The organism is Plebeiibacterium marinum, assembly GCF_026013615.1.
Taxonomy (GTDB): Bacteria; Bacteroidota; Bacteroidia; order Bacteroidales; family Marinilabiliaceae; genus Saccharicrinis; species Saccharicrinis marinus_A.
This window is the reverse complement of the sequence record NZ_JAPDPI010000020.1, coordinates 37,075-58,448: the sequence shown is the minus strand read 5'-3', so window position 1 is coordinate 58,448 and position 21,374 is coordinate 37,075. Positions and strand designations below refer to the sequence as shown.

Here is a 21,374-nt window from a genome sequence, read left to right as displayed (position 1 = left end):
TATTTGCTGGGAGTTCTTCTATTGTTTACAATGTGAAAAGTGCTTAAGCCAATCTCATTTCAGAACACTTTAACTTCTCTGATAACACCTGCATATCATTACTAATCTTCTCATTCGTAATCCTAGCATAAATCTGCGTTGTTTTAATATTCGTATGACCAAGCATTTTACTAACGGATTCGATAGGAACTCCCTTTGATAGGGTAATGGTGGTTGCAAAGGTATGTCGTGCCAGGTGAAAAGTTAGGTTTTTATTTATACCGCATACATCAGCAATTTCTTTCAAATATTGGTTTGTCTTCTGATTGGTCGGAATAGGTAAAAGAACATTATTGGGTAGTCCTTTATATTTATCTAAAATCATTTGGGCAATCTCTAATAGAGGTACAACCGTTTTAATTGAGGTTTTCTGGCGTTTAGTATTTATCCATAAATTACCATCAAAACCTTTGGTTATATGTTCCTGTCTTAGATTTTTAATATCGATATAAGCCAATCCGGTATAGCATGAGAAAATAAAAATATCTCTTATCCGCTCTAATCGTTCACTACTAAAACTTTTTTGCATGATGCTTTTTAGTTCGTCATCGTTCAGGTATCCTCTGTCAACCTTTTTTATTAAAATTTTGTAATTGGCAAATGGGTCGGTTTGAATCCATCCATTATTTTGAGCTATAAGGACTATGCTTTTAAATTTCTGAATAAATTTAGCCGAAGTATTTGAGTTGCAACGACATTGTACATTAAGGAATGTTTCAAATCCGGTAATAAAAGAGTGGTTTATTTCTCTTAGATCAATATCTGTTCTTTTGCATTCTTCTTTCAGGTAATTTGATAGATGTCTTTTACAAACTTCCGCTTTTTGGTATGTGGCTTTTGATTTATTTATGCCTATTTGTTTCTTTAGGAGGTCATTGCTGTCCTCAAATAGTTCCATTAGTAAATATTGTTCCAACCCGATACCGAGGAAAGTATTCTTAACTTTTTCAGCGGTTATCTGGATATCTTTTTTCGATAGGTCATTATAAGTATTACGAAGAGATGTTTTTATTTCATCTAAAACGGCATTTAGAGTTCGAGCTTCGGTACTTCTTCCTTTAGCCTTATTTAATTCAACACTCCAGTCGTTCGGTGTGATAAATTGTTTGGTGTTGAAATGTGTTTTCTTTCCATTGATTGTAATTCTTGCAACAATAGGTGCTGTTCCATCTTTTTTTTCTGCATTCTTTTTAATGAAAAAAAGAACATTAAAAGTACTTCTCATAAGCTTCATTTTTTGAATTGTAAAACTATGTTATTATTCTCTAAATGAAATACTTGTAAGCTGGACAATTTCGGACGTAACTATGCCAATTCTGGACAAATCGTAACCTATTTTCACCTTTTTAAAATAGGTTACGATTTAGTTACTATTTAATGTCATTTTTAGGCATATTAAGAAAGACATACAAAACAAAAAGGCATAAAAAAAGTCCTACAACTTATTGAAAGTGTAGGACTTGTCTTTTTTCTGTCTTTTATTGACATTTTAATCAGCGGAGAGAGAGGGATTCGAACCCCCGGTACGTTGCCGCACAATGGTTTTCAAGACCACCGCATTCGACCACTCTGCCATCTCTCCAAAATTTTTATATATAACCTGAAACCTTTGTTTTTAGTAGTGTTTCAGTATGTATCTCTTTTGATAACGGCTGCAAATGTAGAGTATTTTTTTAAACTACAAAAATAATTTAAAAGAAAATTTGTGTGTTTTTTTCTATTGCTGGTTTTTCTGTTGTTGCATAACTATTTCCTATTTCCGTAATGCAATTAAGCACAGTGCTTTCTTTATCATATAGATTATTATTCTTATAAAAGCAATAAAAAAATATAGCACAAAACTTACTGTAAAAACATACATTAATGAGGAGTAAAGTTCTTTCCAGGGGGTGTTGTAGGATATAATTGAATAGATGTTTCCTATATAGGTAATGGTAAAAATAATACTTAGGATGATCAGTTCCTTTTTTATATTTTTTGCTGTGATAATAATGTTTTGCATAAGTCTACTTTTAAATTAAATATTTTTCAGGACAAGTAATTTTTGTTCCGGATTCAATGGCCTGTTCACCTAATAGGGTCCAGATACTGGTATTATATCCTTCTTTGAGTATCCATTCAGGTGCACTTTTCTTTTGGATGCATTTAATGAAATGAACTAATTCTTCAGCCGTTCCATCACCCTTTTGCTTGTTTGTAATTATTGTTTCGCCTTCGTATTTAACAGCGGTTTCCGGAACCCAACTGGCACCCCCAATCTGGGCATCTCTAAATACATCTTTCTCTATATCATTGATTAATTGGAGTATTCCGGGTGCCTGGGGTGGATTTTCTGAGTAAAACTTATTGGTTTCCAGTTCCATTGCACCTTTGCTACCCAGTATATGTTCCTGGCAACCATACTTCTTATTGCAGTTTAATGAATCGTAAACAAACTGGGTTCCATCGGGATACGAATAAATTAATGCAATATTATCATCAACCTGCCTTCCATCTTTCCAATACCGGATACTGCCTGTTCCCATTACTGAAGTTGGGTTTTGTTTTAATGCCCAATTGGCTATCTGTAACTGGTGCGACATTAGCTCTGTCAATAATCCGGCAGAATATTCGTTATACAATCTCCAGTTAATTTTTTTCTCCAGGTATGGTTTGTTTTTTGGCACAGGCCTTCTCCAATCGTTATTCCTATGCCAGTAGGCCCTGATCTGACCAATTTCCCCAAGCTTACCATTGTGAATCTGATTTATCGCATTGGTATACACCTTACTAAATATACGCTGATGCCCTATGAGTAAAATAGACCCGGTTTTTATGTGGGTATCGTACATGGCTTTGGTATCGTCCAGTGTACGTGCCATGGCTTTTTCGCATAGTACATGGATTCCTGCATTCATGCAGTCAATTGAGATATGGGCATGGGCAAATAGGGGAGTGGCAACAACAACTCCGTCAAGAGCTATATTTTTAACCATCTTTTGATGACTTAAAAATATTTTTGGAACAGGCCTTCCATATTCCTTGAATATCTCTAATGCTGCATCAATACTGGGCTGGTAATTATCACATATGGTAACTACTTCATAATCTGATGAAATTTGTTGATCAAATAATAATCTTAAAAGGTGTTGTCCGCGACCACCTACACCAATATATCCTAATTTTACTTTTTTTCCATTGGTTAATAAGGCCAATGTATTGTTTATGGGAGATAAGGCCAAAGCTGCTCCAGCACTTGCCAATACCGATCTTTTTAAAAATTCTCTTCTGCCTTCTTTTTGAGCCATTTTGTTAACTTTTACTGTATAATACTTTTTCCTGGGTAAAGCTTTTAATGATTTGTTGATGGAGGTTCTGGGGTGCTGCAATCAGGGCTGTGGATAATACTTCTGCCGCAATTGGGTCATTATTTACAATGCACACCGCCCTTGAATCTGAAACCAGTTTGCCCGATTCAGGATTGATAATGTGTGGAGTGTTGTTGTGCAGTCCGCTTATTGAAACCATATGGTTATTAAGCTTTAATGATTCACCAAAATTGTGTTGGTCTTGAAATGAAAAGGGCCAATATGATCCATGGGGATGTTTACCCCGGGTTAAAACAGAGCTTTCTCCAAAACTTATTATGGCATTTTCTATGTTGTAGGCATTAAGGATTAGTTCAATATGTTTTAGTGCAATCCCTTTTCCTATTCCTCCAAAATCAAGTTTTACATTTGGGTATAGATATTTTATGGTATTTGAATGAGAGCGGACTTCAATTAGGTCATGAAGCTCCATTCCCTGATTGTTCAGGAATCCTATGTTGAAATATCCTGTTGTTTTTACTGAGTATTCCAGACATTGGTTGATGCTTTTTAGTAATGTGTTGCTAAGTTTTGTGTAATTGTTATATGCTGTATCGTTAAGCTTGTATAATTCCGACTTATTATCAAACCTGCTATAAATGAGCTCCAATGCCTTAATTGTTGTGTGTATTTTATTATCAACCTGAGCATAATAACTTTCTTCACATCCCCATAAAATAATGTCCAAACGTGTGTTCATTGCAAAATGCGAACTATGGTAAAAATTTTTCATGCTATTTGTTGATATTAAGTAATTCCAATCAAGGTTAATCCCCTAAAGTAATCCTTGTTTTTATACTCACCCGACCTGGTCAGAGGTGAAGCGTGTATGCGAAACTGTAAAACTTATACTTTTACCAGATTCTGATAATTACTGAATTTGGTGGTGCGTAACTATGACTAGTTGAGAGGGATAGAGATACCAGACCATAAGTACTAAGTAGTTCCTGCAAGAAAACTCATGATTCCTACGCTCACCCCTTTGATTCCCCTAAAGGGGAAAACTCCAACGCACTGTGCGGTAGCAACTTCCCCTTTAGGGGACTGAGGGGTGTGGGTGAGCTAACAAAAATTTCAGCAGTTTTCTTGCCAACCCTAAGTATGTTTATTGTAATGGTCTGATATCCCTTATCTAAAGTCTCAAATCTCAGTCTATAGTTTTATTTCCCACCCTTTTTCATATTCTCTTTTCCACATGCTGGTGGCTTTTTTGTTGTTAACTACTTTACCTGTTTTAGGGTCAATAATTAAACTTTCTTTTAAATCCTGCGCCATGTTACCCAAATGGCATAAGTGTGTTGAGATAGCCGCATTATCAATTGGAGCGTTAAGCTTTGCATTATCCCTGATAGCACTTACAAAATTTCTCATATGAGTAACCGTTAGTCCGTCAAAACCGCGCGTGTCAGAAGTGTTGTTAGAAGTTCCCTGATCTTCTTCTAAATCCTGTTTAATATTATTTCCGTCCAGGTCAAATAGTTCATATTTAGAGCGGTCGAGCAAAATAGTCCCTTTAGTACCAAAAATAGTAACCCCTCTTCCTCCGGATGGCTTATAAGCATTACAACTTCTGCCTTCCCAGGTAATGGTTTTGCCTCCGGCAAACTCGTAACTGGCTGTTTGAGTATCAAACCATTCCCAGTCATCGCCTTTATGGTGCAAGCGGCCTCCTGTGCTTACTACCCTGGTAGGATAGTCTACTCCTAAAGCCCAACGGCATATATCAATTTCGTGGGTTCCGTTGTTGTGTATTTCTCCGGTACCCCATGTCCTGAACCAATGCCAGTTATACGGATGGATATTATCCCTGTAATCCTCTCGTGGAGCAGGGCCTTGCCATAAATCCCAGTCAAGAAAATCAGGGACATTGATAATTTTTCCCTTGCCTATTGGTCTTCTGGCATTTGCATAAAAAGCTTTTGCTGCATATACATCGCCAATGATGCCTTCCTTTATTTCTTTAATTGCCAATGCCGATGATACAGAAGAGCGTTGTTGATTGCCCATCTGAACCACCCTCTTGTATTTCTTTTGGGCCAAAACAATCATTTCATTCTCATATAAATTGTGGCTGCAGGGTTTTTCCACATATACATGTTTACCAGCCTGCATGGCCATGATAGCCATTGGAGCATGCCAATGTTCGGGTGTGGCTATGATTACTGCATCAACATCTTTGTTTTCAAGAATTTTCCTAAAGTCTTTTTCCAATTCCGGAGTGTATCCAATATTGTCTTTACAATAAGTTTTAAATTTATTCAGGTTATTGCTGTCTACATCACATATGTATGAGATCCTGGCATTTTTAACTTTGGCAACAGCCTGAGCCAACGCGTAGGAGCGTCCACCGGTACCTAAAATTGCAATATTTACTGAACTATTAGCACCAAGGATGGCACCATATGATTTAGTGGAACTTAAAAGTGACACACCTGCTGTACCTACAGCTATATTTCGTATAAAATTTCTTCTTGTTACCATGTTTCAAGGATTGTAAGAGCTTTATTGTAATTCTTTAATTTTAATGTTCTTAAACTGTACTTCGTCGCCATGATCCTGTAGCAGGATTAAACCTTCTTCTGCTTCTCCGAAGTTTGGCCATTGGGCATATTTGCTATAAGCTACCAGGGCTTTCCATTGTTGGGTTCCTCTTTCGTACTCAACAACCGTACATCCGTTCAATATGTGTTTTACCTTAGAGTCTCTTACTTCTATTCTTGCCCGGTTCCACATGTCGGTATTCACATATTTTTGTGGATTTAAGCCCTTTACAAACAGTCTGGAATCCGCACGTATTAAATCATATAATGAACCAATGGTACGTTTGCCGTCAATACCTTTTTTAGCGTCCGGATGATTTTTATCGTCAAGAATCTGAAATTCGCAGCCAATGGCAGATCCCTTTCCTTTGTTTAAACCTGTGTCAACAAAGTACTTTATACCGCTATTAGCTCCCTTTGTAAATTTAAAGTCAACTTCCAGGATGAAGTTTTTAAAAGGACGGGTTGTTACAATATCACCACCATTTTCTGATTCGGCACCTCCGGAAGCATGTACCGTTAAAATGCCATCATTAATAGACCATCCCTTATTAGGGAAATCATCTCTTTTTGCACCTCTCCAGCCTCTGGTGGTTTTACCATCCCACAAAAGTTGCCAGCCTTCCTTTACTTCATCTTCTGTAAGTTGGTTCTTCAGGTAACTCACTAATGGAGCTGTAGCTGTAGAAAAATCCGGTTCCGATTCCAACTCTGTGATAGTGATATTGCGCCATTTATTTATTCTTCCGTCTTTTTCCTTTTCAGCACTATGTACCTGAAGAGCAATAAATCCGGTTTCTACCTGTTCTTCCAGCAGGTTGGCAACGTTAACACCATTAAGCCACGTGGCAATATGGTTTTTATAGGCAATAACTTTTACTTTATTCCATTGGTCGTGCTTGAGTAACATTTTTGCAGCAGGGTTGTATTCTAATGGATAACGCCATCCTTGACGGCTCTGGTCATATATTCCTCCGGTCCATGATCGTTCAGAATCATCAGCTTCAACCTGCAATCCATATAAATGCTGTTTGTCTTCATCAAAATGAGTTCTGATTTGAACACCAGAGTTTAGGTCTTTTCCAATCATTATTTCATATTCTAAAATAAAATTGGTGTATTCCTTTTTATAGGCAAGCCAGGTACTTGGTGTCTCAGATTTTGATATGCCTATTATGGTTCCACCTTCTGTTTTAAACTCTGCTGTACCTCCTATCTTTTTCCATCCCTTGAGGTTTTTGCCGTTGAAAAGGTCTTTGGCAAATGAATTTTGCATAGTTAGCATACACGCCAATAGTAAAATAATAGCTGATTTTAATTTCATATGCATTGTTGTTTTTTAAGTGTTATTTCAGTAATCGTTTAGCAAACTTAGTTTTAACCAGCTCATTACCACGTGTGGTTTTGTGTCATTAAAGGATGGTTTTGTTTCAAAGCATCTTTTTTGATGGTTTTTTATGAAAAGATTAAAGAGGCATTAAATATTTTAGTTTTACATCTATTATATTGGTCGCAGTTTTTTTAAAAGACTGGTTTTTCATATATATAAATGATGTATTTTTAGGTTTTATAATATTGTTCATGCGGCATTCTCAGATCATTGTCATACTACTTTTTCTTATTGGTTTACCAGGTTTTTCTGTGTCGCAGACCATTAGTTTTGAGCATTTGGATGTTGGTGATGGTTTATCCCAAAATGGTATTCACAGTATTGCTTTTGATGACTTTGGTAATTTATGGGTGGGAACTTTAAATGGCTTAAACCGATATAATGGCTTCGAGTTTGAAATATATAAGTCAAATACAAATGATACAACCAGCATTTCCGGAAACAACATTGTAAGTGTATGTAATGCCAAAGATGGAGATGTTTGGGTTGCAACAGAAAGTGGTGTTATTAACCTGTACCATGCCAATAGTAACCGGTTTACCAGATTAGACAAGAAATGGGTAGAGGGTGTAAATATTTCAAGATCCATAAAAATGTCTGAAGATGAAAACGGTGATTTATGGCTTGTTGATGGCAATAGAGTGCTGGTAATTAATCCTTTTAAAAATCGGTCGCGTTTAATTGAGCATCAAAGAAATGTAAGAGGTTTTGTGGAACATGATGCTAAAGGGATTTTGCTTTATGGTGATTTTGGTATTGAACATCTATATACTGAAAACGATGAAATTGCGAGAGAGTTGTTGTTGACAGGTGATGTGCATAAGATGTCGGGTACAAAGGATAGTATTGTTTGTTTGCAGGGCACCGATGTTATTTCATTGAGAAACGACTTAACGGTAAAAAATAAACTATTTTCCATAGAAAGGCAGGATATAGCACGTATAGGTAATATGCTATTGGCGAATAATGATATTTGGATGACTGTGGGAAATGCCATTCACATTTACGAAAATACACCCAAAGGCGTTCAAAAAAAGCAAATTTCATTGAATCTTTCCAGTTTAACTTCTTTTTATGGAAGGCAAATAACCAATATGGTTGCAGATAACAAGGGAAACGTTTGGATTGGTACCTATAAAAATGGATTGAACTATTATAGCAGGTATAAAAATCAGTTTAAACACATTAACTGGGACTATAGTAACGATATTAGCAAAACGGTTGAGCCGGTTAGAGCAATTTGTAAACTTTCGAATAATGATGTTTGGTTTGGGTTTGATAGTGAGGGGATAGGGGTGATTCATCCAGATGGGAAACAAGAGTATTTTGATAATTGTCATGATAAAAACAATAAGCAGAAGAAAATAGCAGGAGTCAGGAAGATATTGGAGGATAGTGATGGAAATATTTTTGTGGGAATACGCAGTGGTGTTTGTTTGTATAACAGGAAACAAAAAAGGTTTGATCGGCTGAATATTATATTTCCGGATATTAATTTTTCAAATTGTTATGCCATTCAGCAATATGACAGTACCTCTGTGCTGATAGCATCAAATTCAGGGATTTATAGAATATCCATTGGTACGAAAAAGGCGGAATTATTATATGACAATCTATCGGGTACTGCAATAAGGGACATAAAAGTTGACCATAATAAGAATATTTGGGCAGCTACAGACGGGAGCGGGCTTGTTTTTATTAATGGAGAAAGTGGTAAGTCTGTTTTTTATAACGAATCAAATGCTAATATAACAGAGGGGAAAATATATAGCCTGGAAATAGATGCTTCAAATATTTGGTTGGCTACCAATTCAGGATTGAACCAATTTAATTCCATAACCAGAACAGTTGAAAAGGTATTTCTTGAAGAGCATGGCCTGTCGAACAATATTGTGTATAGTGTGGATTTGGACCTGGATAATAATCTATGGATGAGTACCAATAAGGGGATTAGTAAGTTGGATATGAAAACCCAAAAGATTTCCACTTTCCTGAATAGCTATGTATTTATGGATGATGCCTATTTAAAAGGTAAGGATGGCACTCTTTATTTTGGAGGTTATACGGGGATTGTTGCATTTAAACCGGAGGATTTAAAAATAGCCAACAATTTGCCGGTTCCATTTGTACAACAGTTTGAATTGGATGGCCAAGTTGTAAATGCAGGAGATACCATTAGTAATAATGTGTTGCTTATGGAAAAAGTAAATCGGTTAAAGATGTTGGAACTGAGTTACAAGCAAAACAATTTTTCGTTTATTGTAAATGCTACTCCTTATGAGGTGCCTAATAATTATATTTTCAGGTATAAACTCTCACCATGGGATAAGGATTGGGTGTATAATAAACCGGGCGACTTAAAGTTGCGTTTTACAAATGTGCAACCTGGAAAATACTTATTACAAGTTCAGGTAACAGATGGCTCTAACAATAGGAGTGGAATTAAAAATCTTGAAATTGTTATTACCCCGCCGTTTTGGAAGACCTTATCTTTTCAATTGGCTCTGCTCTTTTTTTTGGCCATTATGGTATTTGGGGTTTTCAGGTTGAAACTGCAACAGGTAAAAAAACGGAATATTTGGCTGGCCAATAAAGTAGATGAACAAACAAAGGATTTATTAATTAAAAACAAAGAAATTCAGGAAATTGCAGATAAACTGCATGACGCAGATCAGGCCAAATTACGCTTCTTTACCAACGTTTCGCATGAGTTCCGTACTCCCCTGACCATTATTTTAGGGTATCTTGAAAATCTGGAGAAAGAGAATTCAAGGCATATAAGACATATTATTAAGGATAATGCCACACGATTGCTCCGTTTAGTTAATCAGCTGATAGAATTCCGAAAAATAGATTTGAAACAGGTACGGGTAAATTATTCGAATGTTGAATTGGCTGGTTTTATAAATAATATTGTTCTGTCATTTAAAATATTAGCACAGAAAAAAAATATTCAATTAGTTACTGATTTGGAGGAGAAATTATGGGTGTCGACTGATGCGGATAAACTCGAAAAAATTGTATACAACCTGATTTCAAATGCTATTAAGTACACAGATGAAGATGAGCAGGTCATTATACGGTTAATCAGTGATGAGAATGATTATTTGATAGAAGTTATTGACACAGGTAAAGGAATATCAGAGGAAGAGCAGAAGTTGATTTTTGAACGCTTTTACAGGGCTGATTTTCAATCAAAGGATGTTGGGCATGGTATAGGACTTTCCATGGTTAAAGAGTTAACAGACCTGCTTGAAGGTAGCCTGGGGCTATATTCAGAGGTAGATAAGGGCACCCGCTTTTCGCTCAGGTTTAAAAAAAGAAAGGTATCCGATAATTTAAGCACAATAAATTTACCCCAAACACCAATTCAGCAATCCTCAGTTGAAGATTATCAGAAAGATGTGCCGCTGGTTGATATTAAGGATATTCAGATTTTGTTGGTGGAAGACAATTACGACCTAAGAACTTTTATCAAAAATACATTATCGGCAAATTTTAAGGTATTAGAAGCTGATAACGGAAAACAGGCAATTGATATACTAAAGAGTCATGTTCCGGATTTAATAATATCAGATATAATGATGCCTGTTATGGATGGTTTTGAGTTTTGTAAGCAGGTAAAGAAAAACATAAATACCAGCCATATCCCTTTAATATTTTTAACTGCAAAATCAGAAGATGTGTCAAAGGTTGAAGGATTTTCGCTTGGGATAGATGATTATATTGAAAAACCATTTAGTAAATCAGTTTTTATTGCACGTATTAATGCGTTAATAAAAAACAGGATGGAGCTTAAAAAGCAGTTTAAATCACTTGATATAAAGGATTCCATTAAAAACGGCAAGGTATCAAAACGAGATGTTGAATTCTGGAACCAACTAAACAACTGTATAGTTAGTAACTTAAGTAATGCAGACTATAATACAGAAATGTTAAGCGAAGAAATGAATATGAGCCGCTCTACCTTTTATAGAAAATTTAAGTCTTTAACAGGTGAAAATATTTCTGATTACATCAGGAAAGTTAGGTTACATAAGGCTGCAGAGCTATTGGCAGAGAAAAAGCTGAAAATAAGTGAGATTAGTCAGGAAGTCGGATTCTCCAGTGTAGCCCAATTTCGTATTAAGTTTAAGGAACAGTTTGGTAAAAATCCTTCAGAGTATTAATTTTTACATATAATAGTCCTTACTAATAAGTTTTTCTTTAATCAATTCTCTTAATGTTATTTCAGTCATATCACTTTTAAAGATAAACTCATTCGCTATATCAGACACATAGGCTTTTAAGCGCATTTTGATTACGCTTCGTTTATCTTTCATTTCATTAAAAAATAATACCGCAACGGGTTTGTTTAAATATATGTATTTTGATACCATTGCAGCCTCTGTTGCAATCCTTCTTACTTTTTGAGTATCAATATCAAGGGGTAGATAAAACTCTGCCACAACCTGGCAATTGGTTTCCCCACTATTGGAATTGGCAATGGATTGGTTCATCATTTCGGCATTGGGTATTGTAACAACCGAATCATCAGCTGTTACAATGCGTGTTGAGCGCAATCCTATCTTTATCACTTCTCCATAGGAACTGCCGGCCTCTATTTTATCCCCAATCTGAAAAGGCCTGTCAAATAAAATCATTAAACCTCCAAAAATATTTTTTAGTAAGTCCTGGGCAGCAAAACCAACGGCAACACCAACTGATGTAAAAAAAGCTATAACGGTTGCCAGGGGAGGCCTTATAACCCCTTGGATAATAATATACGTAATAAATATCCACCCGAGAATTTTGACAATAGGGATAATCCTTTTGGTTACAATTCGGTAATGGGTGCTTCTTTGACCAATTTTGTTCAGCAATACATCTATAAATTTTAATACCAAAAAACCTATTAAAATAATAATGAGTGACCATACAATTTTTCCCGTAGTTAATATCCTATTCACAGGAGGTGCTCCCAACTCACTAATTTTTTCTTGAAGGGTTTTGGCTGTTGGTATAGAGTCGTTTACTTCCAGGTTTGTTTTATGGATAGCAATTGTATCATTTTGATGTATAAGAGGATCATCATGCAAACAATGGCCAAACAAAGAGATGCTGTTTATCAGTATTGCAGATAGTAATAGTATGATGTTTTTTTTAATCATTATCCTTTTTTTTAATGTAATATGTTTTTTGCTTTTAATGCATCAATGGTTGGGCGATATAGCAAAAGGTTAATGACATACCTTTTGTTTAATTCGAGTAACAGGCCATCATCTACCATTTGAAATAGTTTCATGCGACCCTGTTCGGGTGAAAGTCTCATTACCTTGCAAAAGCCTTCAAGATCAAGTCCGTCGTGCAAAAGAATAGCATATAAACAAAACAGTTTTTCCTGTTTTAATCCTCTGATAAACGAAATATTGAAATCATCCATGGAATTAATATACAAGGTATTGTTTTCTATCCTTTTAATAGAGCGCAACCAAAATATTAATGCTATGCTTATGTTTCCTTTAGCCAAGGTGTTCAAAATCTGGAAATATTGTTTTTCAAGCAAATGTTGGGTATCCTCAATACTCATCTTTGCTAGTTTTTTATTGTTTGTATCTGCTTTACTTTTTAGATATACAAGTTCATATCCACTAACCTGGTGCCTTTTTTTAACGATATCTATCATTTCTTCGTTTGAAAATTCTCCAAGTTTGATAATATGGCCAAAATACTCTTCTATTGAGATGGCTTTATTTAGATAATTCCAGGCATGCAAGGTGCAAGTGCATATCCAAAATATGTTTTTATTGGTTTTTGATATGATTTCAAATAGCAGCTTCAATGTTTCAAATCCATCAACTTTTTTCAAATAAGCATATTGCAGTCCTTCCAGAATCATAATGCCTTTTGTATTGTTTAATTCATCAATAAATAGCTCTAGTTCATTTAAAGGGGTGAGGTCAAGTATTTCTGACAAAGTAAATATAAATTCATCCTGACGGTATATATTATTGTATTCCTGAAAATTGATGCGTGTATACTCAAGTTCGCTATCATTAACAACGTAATTAATAATTGAAGTAACACCTGCACCTTTTTCGGCAGTAATGGCAATGTTGGCAAATCTGCCTTTTTTCCAGTTGTTATATGCCAGTTTTAAGTGGTTTATTTCAGCAGAACGTTTAAAGTACAGGTAGCCTTCGTCAACGGGTTCCAGCTTAAAAAGCCTCTGATATAAAAATGGAAGTTTATCTTTAGTGATGGCAATTTCACTTAAAAAAGTGGAAATTTCATTGTTTATACTTGCCTGTACTTCTTCCTGTGAGTATATTTTTGCCAGGTGCTTGCTAAACTTAAATCCTTTGTTTTGAATCAGTAACCTTAAAGCATCAGCTCTTTTTAAAATGCCTGATAAGTAACCTATGATCAAATTTTTAAAGCGAGTTGATTTTGTAATTGCTTTAGCTTTAAGCAATCTTAAATTTAACTCTCCAATTCTTTCCTTTTCTGTTAGGGCTGTTAGTTCATCTACTAAATTTTTAATTGTACCCGTCAGTTGTGATCTGGCGTATGTTTCTAATTCAGATAAATCAGCAGTGATTTCTTTAAGTTTATTGATTACTTTGCTTTTTCCTTCCTTGATGATGTTTAATAAGTCATCAATATTTGAATCCTTATTGGTAAGTATAGAGGATATTGTTTCAAAGTTATATTCTGAAATGTGTACCAGATTGGTTATTTCGCTTTCGTAAAAGGCAATTTTTTGAAGAATATTTTGCTTGAGTAATTCTATATCAGAAGAAAACCGTGGTTGGATTTCAAGTTTTAATAAATCTTTTAAATGTACAGGATTAAGCTTTGATAATTGCATTTTATCCGGTTCCAAATTGCCTTGATAAATCATCCTCTTATCATTGATGCTTTCAATTTCAGAGACTACTTTTTGTTCAATTTCATTTAATGCATACAAAATAGTTTGAGAATGATTGACTTTAGAAAGAAACAAACCATCAGATGACAGTATTTTACTGATGTTAGTTTTGTGACTGGAAATTGTATCCTGATCAAAAGAGCTTTTGTCTATATAGGCATAAACCTTATCATACTCAGCCGCAGTTGTGTCTAATCTCCTTGAAAGTGCACCGCAAGTGGCGCTTATTTTTGCAATACTCTTGTTAAACCTCTCCGAGTGAAGTGAAATAAGGGCTTTGTTCCTTAAAATGAATAGATCCGCATTAAAACACCAGGCTTCCGAAATACTAAAAAGAGAGATTTCCCATGAATTGATCTGCCTAATGGTTTGTAAGGATAGTTTTCGTATACTCCTTTTAGTGTGCCATTTACGGTTTTTAATACTCCGGTGTTCTGCAGTTCCCAATTTATAGCTTTGGGAAGCTATTTCATTTGTTTTATTTATTAGTTCATTTTTGATTAATTCCTTAAAAGAGGCCGTAGTTTGGTTTAATATGGTTTGTGCGTCAGAGCTCTTATCTAATACTTGGGTAATAGTTTGTTTTACTAATGGAATATTACATTGGTCTTGAATTTTAAATTCATCATCAATTTGATTGAATGCAGACTGATAGTACTCTAACAGTTCAATCTCCAATAAAAACAACTGTTTATATGAAGACCATAATGCCGGCATAATATCAAAAAAAAGCTTCTGTATTACATAAGTACGTAAGGGTGCCCTTCTCTTAATATTAATATTATTGTTGTTGATAAATAATGAATATGTCCAAAACCTTAACTGTTTGATCCTTTTTATGAATTTTATCAAATAGGTGTCATCATCATTTATGACTCTGTTTTCGTTAGTTTCAAAGAGTGTGATGTTTTTGGGCAAACCAGCAACTAAATTTCTGTGTTCATTTAGCAGCTGCTTCAGTTCTTTTTGAGAATTAAATTCAGGTGTTAAAGGATAGGAAAGTTTGTTGTATTCCCATATATCTTTTAAGTAGTTGTTGTGTTTCTCTAATAATATATGAATATCGTTTTCTTCATTTACTTTTTCAAGTCCTGCAAGATATTTGGTATGGATACCTGTAACATCGTTTATCAAATTGCCAATATCACTAACTTTTTGTTCTATAATGTTTAAAAAGTGTTTATAGTACAATTCCTCATATAAAGAGATGCCAGTTCTGAATTGTTGTTCCATAGGAAAATTAATAATATGGATGATAATGTAAATTGGAAAATTAAGTTTTAAATACCTTTAATAGTTACCCTAAGGTGTTCTCTGGTAATTATTTGTTTTTAATTTTCTGTTTTAAAATAATACAACATCTTTATCATAGGTTTATCGCCAGTTTTTTTTCAATATTAAATCAAAACCGGAATTGCTGTTTTGGTTTGTTGCTTTTATAATAATATTCCTGAGCAACTGGTATTCTAACATCATCTTTTCAGTATTTATGGCTTTTGTTTTTTTATCCAGTACAAAAGATTGTTCGTAACCTAAATATAATTTATTGGTAATGTATTTGCCCAGTGTTACGCTACTGCGTTTCCAATTATCTTCTCCGCTTAATTCAATTACGTCAAGCCCGGTTGACTGACGAAGTGATTCATTAACTATCGTTGATAACTGGTTTAGCACTAAATTCATAGCAAATTCTTCACTGCTAAATACTTTACTTTTTTGTCCTGCACTTAATTGGTCTGCTGCTTTGTTAAAAATAATATAGGATATGGCATCTTTTTCATCAATAAGGTCTTCATCCATAAAAAATACAAATTCGGGTTGCTGCATTGTACCTGAAATTTGAATTTTAATTTGACGGAGATCTTTAGCAATATCCCGAAACTTATACAATATAGCAAAATCCACAACAGGATTTAAATCCTTACCGCCGGTAAAAGTTAATTCACCTTCTTTTATATTAAAGGTTCTTCCATACATTTTATATGATCCTTTTCTTACTTTTAAATTCCCCACCAAATTTAAGCTTTCGGTTGTTTTAATAGCTTTTAACAGGCCAGTAAGTTCAAAGTTCATATCCTTCCCACGAACCCATGTATTTGAAGGAATCTTTATTTCAATTTCGCCTTGAATATGTTTTAACATATCCGGAGTGTCAAGACTAATTTTGGAGTTTACAGAATCTCGATTGACTGCCGGTAAGGTATCTTGCAAGGCAATTAATAATAGTGGGGGATTGGGATCTTCATTTTTTTTAGAGTGAATTTGACTGAAATAGTCGGCATTAATACGCGATCGGTTAATAATTATTTTCCCATCAGCCCTTGATGCCATGTGATTTCCGGATAGTTTTAAATTAGCGTTAAGATTTACATCGGCAATGGTTGATTTTATTATTTGAAAATCTGTGGAATTTACTTTTAAAAGGATTTGTTCTGTATTCGAGTGCACTGAGTCTTCTAAATGAATAAATCCTTCCAATTTTATCTTGCCTTTTGGAGGTGTTTGTGCACTTAGGTTATTTAGTGTAATTAATTTTTGTTTTACCAAAGCATTCAGTTCAATTTCTTTATAATCTATCCCGTAATCTGAATTTATAAATTGTCCTTTATTTATTAAAAAGGTTCCATCTATTTGAGGTTTATTAATTGAGTTTGTGGCTCTCATATTAGCAAAAGCATAACCTTTTATCATTGTGTTGTGCAAAGGCGATATCTGGTGTAAACTGTTTAGGTTTAAGCTATCAATATTAATAGATGCAAAAAAACTGTTTTGGTCTTTTAATAAATAAATACTATCTGTTAACGACAAGCTTAAAGGTAGTAGTAAGCTGGTTTTTATTGGCTGTAAATTGTTTCGTTCAATCAATCCGTAATAAGAGAGGAGATTGCTTTTATATTCAATTTTTGATGTAAAGTTGTCAATGTTATAATTATTTATTTTGAGTCCGGATATAGTTATTTCACTGTTGATATTGGGGTATTGGGCGGTTCCTTTAAGGCTGATGGCAGACGATAGATTTCCGGATAGGTATCTTTCCTTCAATAGGGGATAGGGTATGTCTCCTATATTAAAATTTTGAATATTAATCTCCAGATCTTCATTGCCATCAAAGGATAAATTGCCATTTACTTTGATGCTTTGTTGGTTGGACTTTAAATGTATTTGGTGAACATAGATTTCGTGTGGATTGAGCTGTAAATAGGTTGAATCAGATTGGTTACTCCAGCTGGTTTTGTTATAGTTTATATTGAATAAATCTACAAGAATCTTTGGATTTTTATAGTTCACCAGGCTTCCTGCGAAAGAAGTATTTAACGAATCGTTTATAATAAGGTTAATATTTGCATATAGAGTGTCATTTGCCAAGTTACTTTTAAAATTCAGGAGTTTTGTTTCAAGCTTATTGTAAGATAGCTCATTTACGTTTAGCAATATATTGCCATTATAATTATTTTTTGACAGGCTTAGGTTTATATGGCCATCCAAAGGGCCGCAATGAATTGAATCATACATAGCATGTTCCATGTTGAGTTGGATGTTTGCCTCCAGGTTATCTGGATTACCAGATATCACTCCTTCTATTATTCCCTTGCTATTAATATTTGATGTGGTAAAATCTTTAATAAGAGGATTAATATCCTGGGGTTCAAACTGAAAGTTTATATGATTTTCTTGATATAGGTTTCCATGTGCATTGGCCACAAGCGAAAAATATGGAGTTTCAAAACCGAGTCCCTTAATATTATAGTTTCCCTTATTGTATTCAAATTCGATTTGCAAGTCGCTAATTGGGTATTTTATTATGGATGAGTTTTTTGAGTTAATATTGAGTTTTGTTTGCATTTCTTTTAATGAGAATCCTTTCCCTCTTATTGAAATGTTTCCGTTTAGATTGGAGTATATAGAATCAATCCCTGGTATGACTTGCAGGTTAATGTTTTCATAGAGGGAATTTATGTTGTAGGAGGGTTGAGCAAACAAATCTTTAATTGTATAGCTTAGCTTTTGGTTTCCATAGGAGGATTTTGTTATTAACGAACCTATTATCAAATCCTTGTCTTTTGTGCTATTAATGGTTATGTGTTTTAACAGATATTTGTCAAATGTAGAATCCGCACATTGGCCGTTTAAAGACAATATAGCTTCTTTGGGATCAAGACTATTTGATTTGACATGTAGATTTGCATTAAGGTCAGATTTATATTTGGGGTTTTGTGTCCATGAAAATCCGTTAAAATTTTTCATAGATAGGTTAAATACATAATTAGGTGTTTTGTCAATTGCATATGACTGGGCATCAAATTGTATTTTTTGGTTCTCTTCCTGTATAGTCGTTTGAAGCATATAACATTCCGAATCACCTTCTAGAGAAATGGATATATCAGGATTTCCATATAGTTTTATCTGGGGTATCAGGGTGTTAAAATCGGAAATTCGCAAAGGAGAAATATTGATTTTTGAGTTTATGATTCTTTTTTTATCTAGCTCAATTTGCCCGGCAGATGTAATTGGCGTATTTTCAAGCAAAAGTGCCAGATTATACCATTTTAAAATGTTTTTGCTTTTAGATATGCTTGCTTTAAGATTTAGATTTATATCGGGATTTTGGAACATTACACTGCACGAATGTATATTTAAGTACAGGCTATCCGTAGTATTGGTAAAGTTACATCTAATATCTGATTTAAGATATTCAGGCATATAGGCAGTTTTATGCAATATGTTTAGCTTAGTTATAAAATTGCATAATTGCAGGTCGCGTATTTCTATTTTCCAATTAGTTGTTTCAGAATCCTTGTCAATATTATTTGCAGGGGGTACCAAATTAGCCCAATTCAGGTTTGAATCAGGCTGTTGTGTTATATAGGTTTTAAGGTTGGCGATTTTAATCTTGTCTGCTATTATGGTTCTATTTATCAATTCTGTCAGGGTATATTTAATACTAATTGTATCGCAAGTCATAATTGTATCATGACCTTGCAAGATTTGAAGGTTTAACAATGTAAAATCAGAAAAGACATTTCCGTTTATAGCTTCAACGGATAATTTGCCATTGATGCTTTTATTAATTTGATTGGATGCTGTTTGCGCAATTATATTATTTAAAACTCCAATTCTGATTAAAAAAAATAGCAACATTAAGGTGGTGATAGTACCTAATGTTATGAAACCTGCTATTTTAAGTATTTGCTTTAACATTATAAATTGCTTTAAAAGGTTTGGCCTATTGATATAAAGAATTGAAAATCAAAAGAATCTTTTATAATAGGCGAAGCCATATCCAGGCGTATAGGACCAATGGGCGATTTAATCCTGAAGCCTATGCCTGTGTTGTAATGAAGGGAGGATAAATTAGCCTGATAGGAAAGGGGCCAAACATTTCCGGCATCAAAAAAGATAACTCCACCAAAGATATCATATATTGGAAACCTTATTTCAGTACTGGTTTCCAAAAGGGTATTTCCACCAATAGCAAAGCCATCCTGGTTTACAGGTGATATTTTATGTCTTTCCCATCCACGCAATGAGATGGCTCCACCTGCATAAAACCTTTCTTCCAGTGGAGTTTCGGGTGAATTGAATACATTTTGAATAACCCCGGATTTCAATTTAAGAGCAAGTATTAAATGATTTGATAATGATATATATTGGCGCAATGAAGATTGGATTTGATAATAATGCATATCGTACCCAAATCCCAGACCTGAATAGGAAATAGAGCCATCAATTATAACGCCTTTTGATGGATAAAAACGGTTGTTGGTGGCATTATAAAGGCCTCCAAGGCTTACTATAGATTTATTGTGAATCAACTCCTCAGAATCAAGTTGTAAGTCGTTTATTTCATTCAGCCTATCGTGTTCAAATGCATATGTTAAGTTAAATTTGGTTCTTTTACTAAAGTGATAGAGAAAATTAAGTCCACCCCCAATTCTGTCTATTTGATAACTTTGTTCCCTTTCTCTTATAAAAAAAGGATTTAGTGAAAAATCAAGATGATTTAAAAGTAAGTTGGGCTGTATGAATTTTATATCAATGTTTAAGGGGACAAAATATGACGTTTTCGCATTGAGAACCAGTCTTCGCGCTCCACCCAAAAAGCTTAGCTTTGAAACCTGCCCGGAAAGTCTGACCCTGTCTTCTGTACCATAACCAATACCTCCTTCAAAAGACCATCTTGGATGTTCTTTTACTGATATTTCAATCGGCACATAATTTTCCTTAATACTGTCCTTTAAAGCATTAATTATCACATATTGAAAAAGGTCTGTATCATATATGTTCTGTTGGGTTTTATTGATTAATAGTTGGTTGTAAATATTAGATTTTGAAAATAAAATCTGTTTCCTGATAAATTTTTCAGGTATTAATCGGTTTCCGGATACCCTAATGTTTCCAAAATAGCATCTGTGACCGGGATTTACGTTAAAATTAATAAGAGCTTTTCCCCTGTTTTTATCTAGTTTGATTTCTTTTTGTATAGTAGCTAAAGGATAGCCTACGTTTAATAAATTCTGTAATATTGAATTTTCAGCTCCTAAAATATCTTTATCTATAAAGCGGCTATCCTTTTTCAACTCCAGATTGTTTTTTGTAGAATCAATGATTTTTTTTGTGGATTCATTAAGTAACCCACATATATTGATGGAGTCGATAATTACAAAATCCTTTTCTTCAATATTAATGTTGATAGTTATCAGAGATTTGCTTTTGCGTTGTGTAGTATCTAGTTTATAGGTTATCTCAGGTTGTAAAAAACCATTGCGTATGTAATAGTTTTTTAGTCTGCTAATATCATCAGTTAAGATATTTAATACAAATACTGGATTTTTTTTCCAAAACAGGAGCTTGTCTAATTTTTTTCTGGATGTTGTGTTTAGCTGGTCTTTAAGTTGTTCGGTGGTTAAATAGTCGTTCCCTTTAAAATTTAATGTTTTTATCCGGTAATTGGTTTGGGCTTTAGCATTATAATGTGCGAATACACAAAAAAAACATATTATTACTATGGAAGATATCCGCATATCACATTGGGTATTTGCAAACCGTTTTATGTTACAATAATATTCAAAATTATCTTGATTTGTATAACGTAATATACTAATTAAATTTAGTCCTGTACAGTGTATTAGTATTATGAAAAGAATATA

The 21,374-nt window shown here is 34.2% G+C and carries 10 protein-coding genes and 1 tRNA gene; 1 reads left to right on the top strand and 10 read right to left on the bottom strand.

Annotation, left to right across the window (positions count from 1 at the left end; all coding sequences use genetic code 11):
- Window positions 1-43 precede the first annotated feature (43 nt).
- The 6 genes from OM074_RS11045 to OM074_RS11020 form a co-directional block, all read right to left on the bottom strand.
- Entirely contained in the window at window positions 44-1,264 is a 1,221-nt protein-coding gene (locus OM074_RS11045; protein ID WP_301199533.1) for a site-specific integrase, read from the bottom strand.
- A gap of 272 nt (window positions 1,265-1,536) precedes the next feature.
- Window positions 1,537-1,621, bottom strand: a tRNA-Ser gene (locus OM074_RS11040).
- A gap of 430 nt (window positions 1,622-2,051) precedes the next feature.
- On the bottom strand, window positions 2,052-3,326 hold the full coding sequence (locus OM074_RS11035; RefSeq protein WP_301199532.1) for a Gfo/Idh/MocA family protein: 1,275 nt from the start codon (window positions 3,324-3,326) through the stop codon (window positions 2,052-2,054).
- 4 nt (window positions 3,327-3,330) lie between these two features.
- The gene (locus OM074_RS11030; protein ID WP_301199531.1) at window positions 3,331-4,119 is read right to left on the bottom strand and encodes an FAD:protein FMN transferase; all 789 of its coding nucleotides are present in this window, start codon (window positions 4,117-4,119) and stop codon (window positions 3,331-3,333) included.
- A 419-nt stretch (window positions 4,120-4,538) separates the two neighbouring features.
- Window positions 4,539-5,867 carry a Gfo/Idh/MocA family protein gene (locus OM074_RS11025; RefSeq protein WP_301199530.1) on the bottom strand — a complete coding sequence of 443 codons (1,329 nt, stop codon included), beginning with the start codon at window positions 5,865-5,867 and terminating at the stop codon, window positions 4,539-4,541.
- A gap of 21 nt (window positions 5,868-5,888) precedes the next feature.
- On the bottom strand, window positions 5,889-7,250 hold the full coding sequence (locus OM074_RS11020) for a 3-keto-disaccharide hydrolase (RefSeq protein ID WP_301199529.1): 1,362 nt from the start codon (window positions 7,248-7,250) through the stop codon (window positions 5,889-5,891).
- Window positions 7,251-7,507: 257 nt separating this feature from the next.
- Between OM074_RS11020 and OM074_RS11015 the strand changes: the two genes are divergently transcribed.
- Window positions 7,508-11,485, top strand: a complete 3,978-nt coding sequence (locus OM074_RS11015; RefSeq protein ID WP_301199528.1) for a hybrid sensor histidine kinase/response regulator transcription factor — start codon at window positions 7,508-7,510, stop codon at window positions 11,483-11,485.
- A gap of 3 nt (window positions 11,486-11,488) precedes the next feature.
- Here the strand turns inward: OM074_RS11015 and OM074_RS11010 are convergent, their stop codons facing one another.
- The 4 genes from OM074_RS11010 to bamA all read right to left on the bottom strand — a co-directional run bounded on the left by OM074_RS11010 (window position 11,489) and on the right by bamA (window position 21,248).
- Window positions 11,489-12,466: a mechanosensitive ion channel family protein gene (locus OM074_RS11010; protein WP_301199527.1), complete on the bottom strand. Its 978-nt coding sequence runs from the start codon at window positions 12,464-12,466 to the stop codon at window positions 11,489-11,491.
- An 11-nt stretch (window positions 12,467-12,477) separates the two neighbouring features.
- Complete coding sequence (locus OM074_RS11005; protein WP_301199526.1) at window positions 12,478-15,459, bottom strand: hypothetical protein; 2,982 nt, start codon at window positions 15,457-15,459, stop codon at window positions 12,478-12,480.
- Window positions 15,460-15,600: 141 nt separating this feature from the next.
- A complete protein-coding gene (locus OM074_RS11000; RefSeq protein WP_301199525.1) occupies window positions 15,601-19,425 on the bottom strand; it encodes a translocation/assembly module TamB domain-containing protein in 3,825 nt (1,274 codons plus the stop codon).
- A gap of 11 nt (window positions 19,426-19,436) precedes the next feature.
- Window positions 19,437-21,248: an outer membrane protein assembly factor BamA gene (gene bamA, locus OM074_RS10995; RefSeq protein WP_301199524.1), complete on the bottom strand. Its 1,812-nt coding sequence runs from the start codon at window positions 21,246-21,248 to the stop codon at window positions 19,437-19,439.
- Window positions 21,249-21,374: the final 126 nt, after the last annotated feature.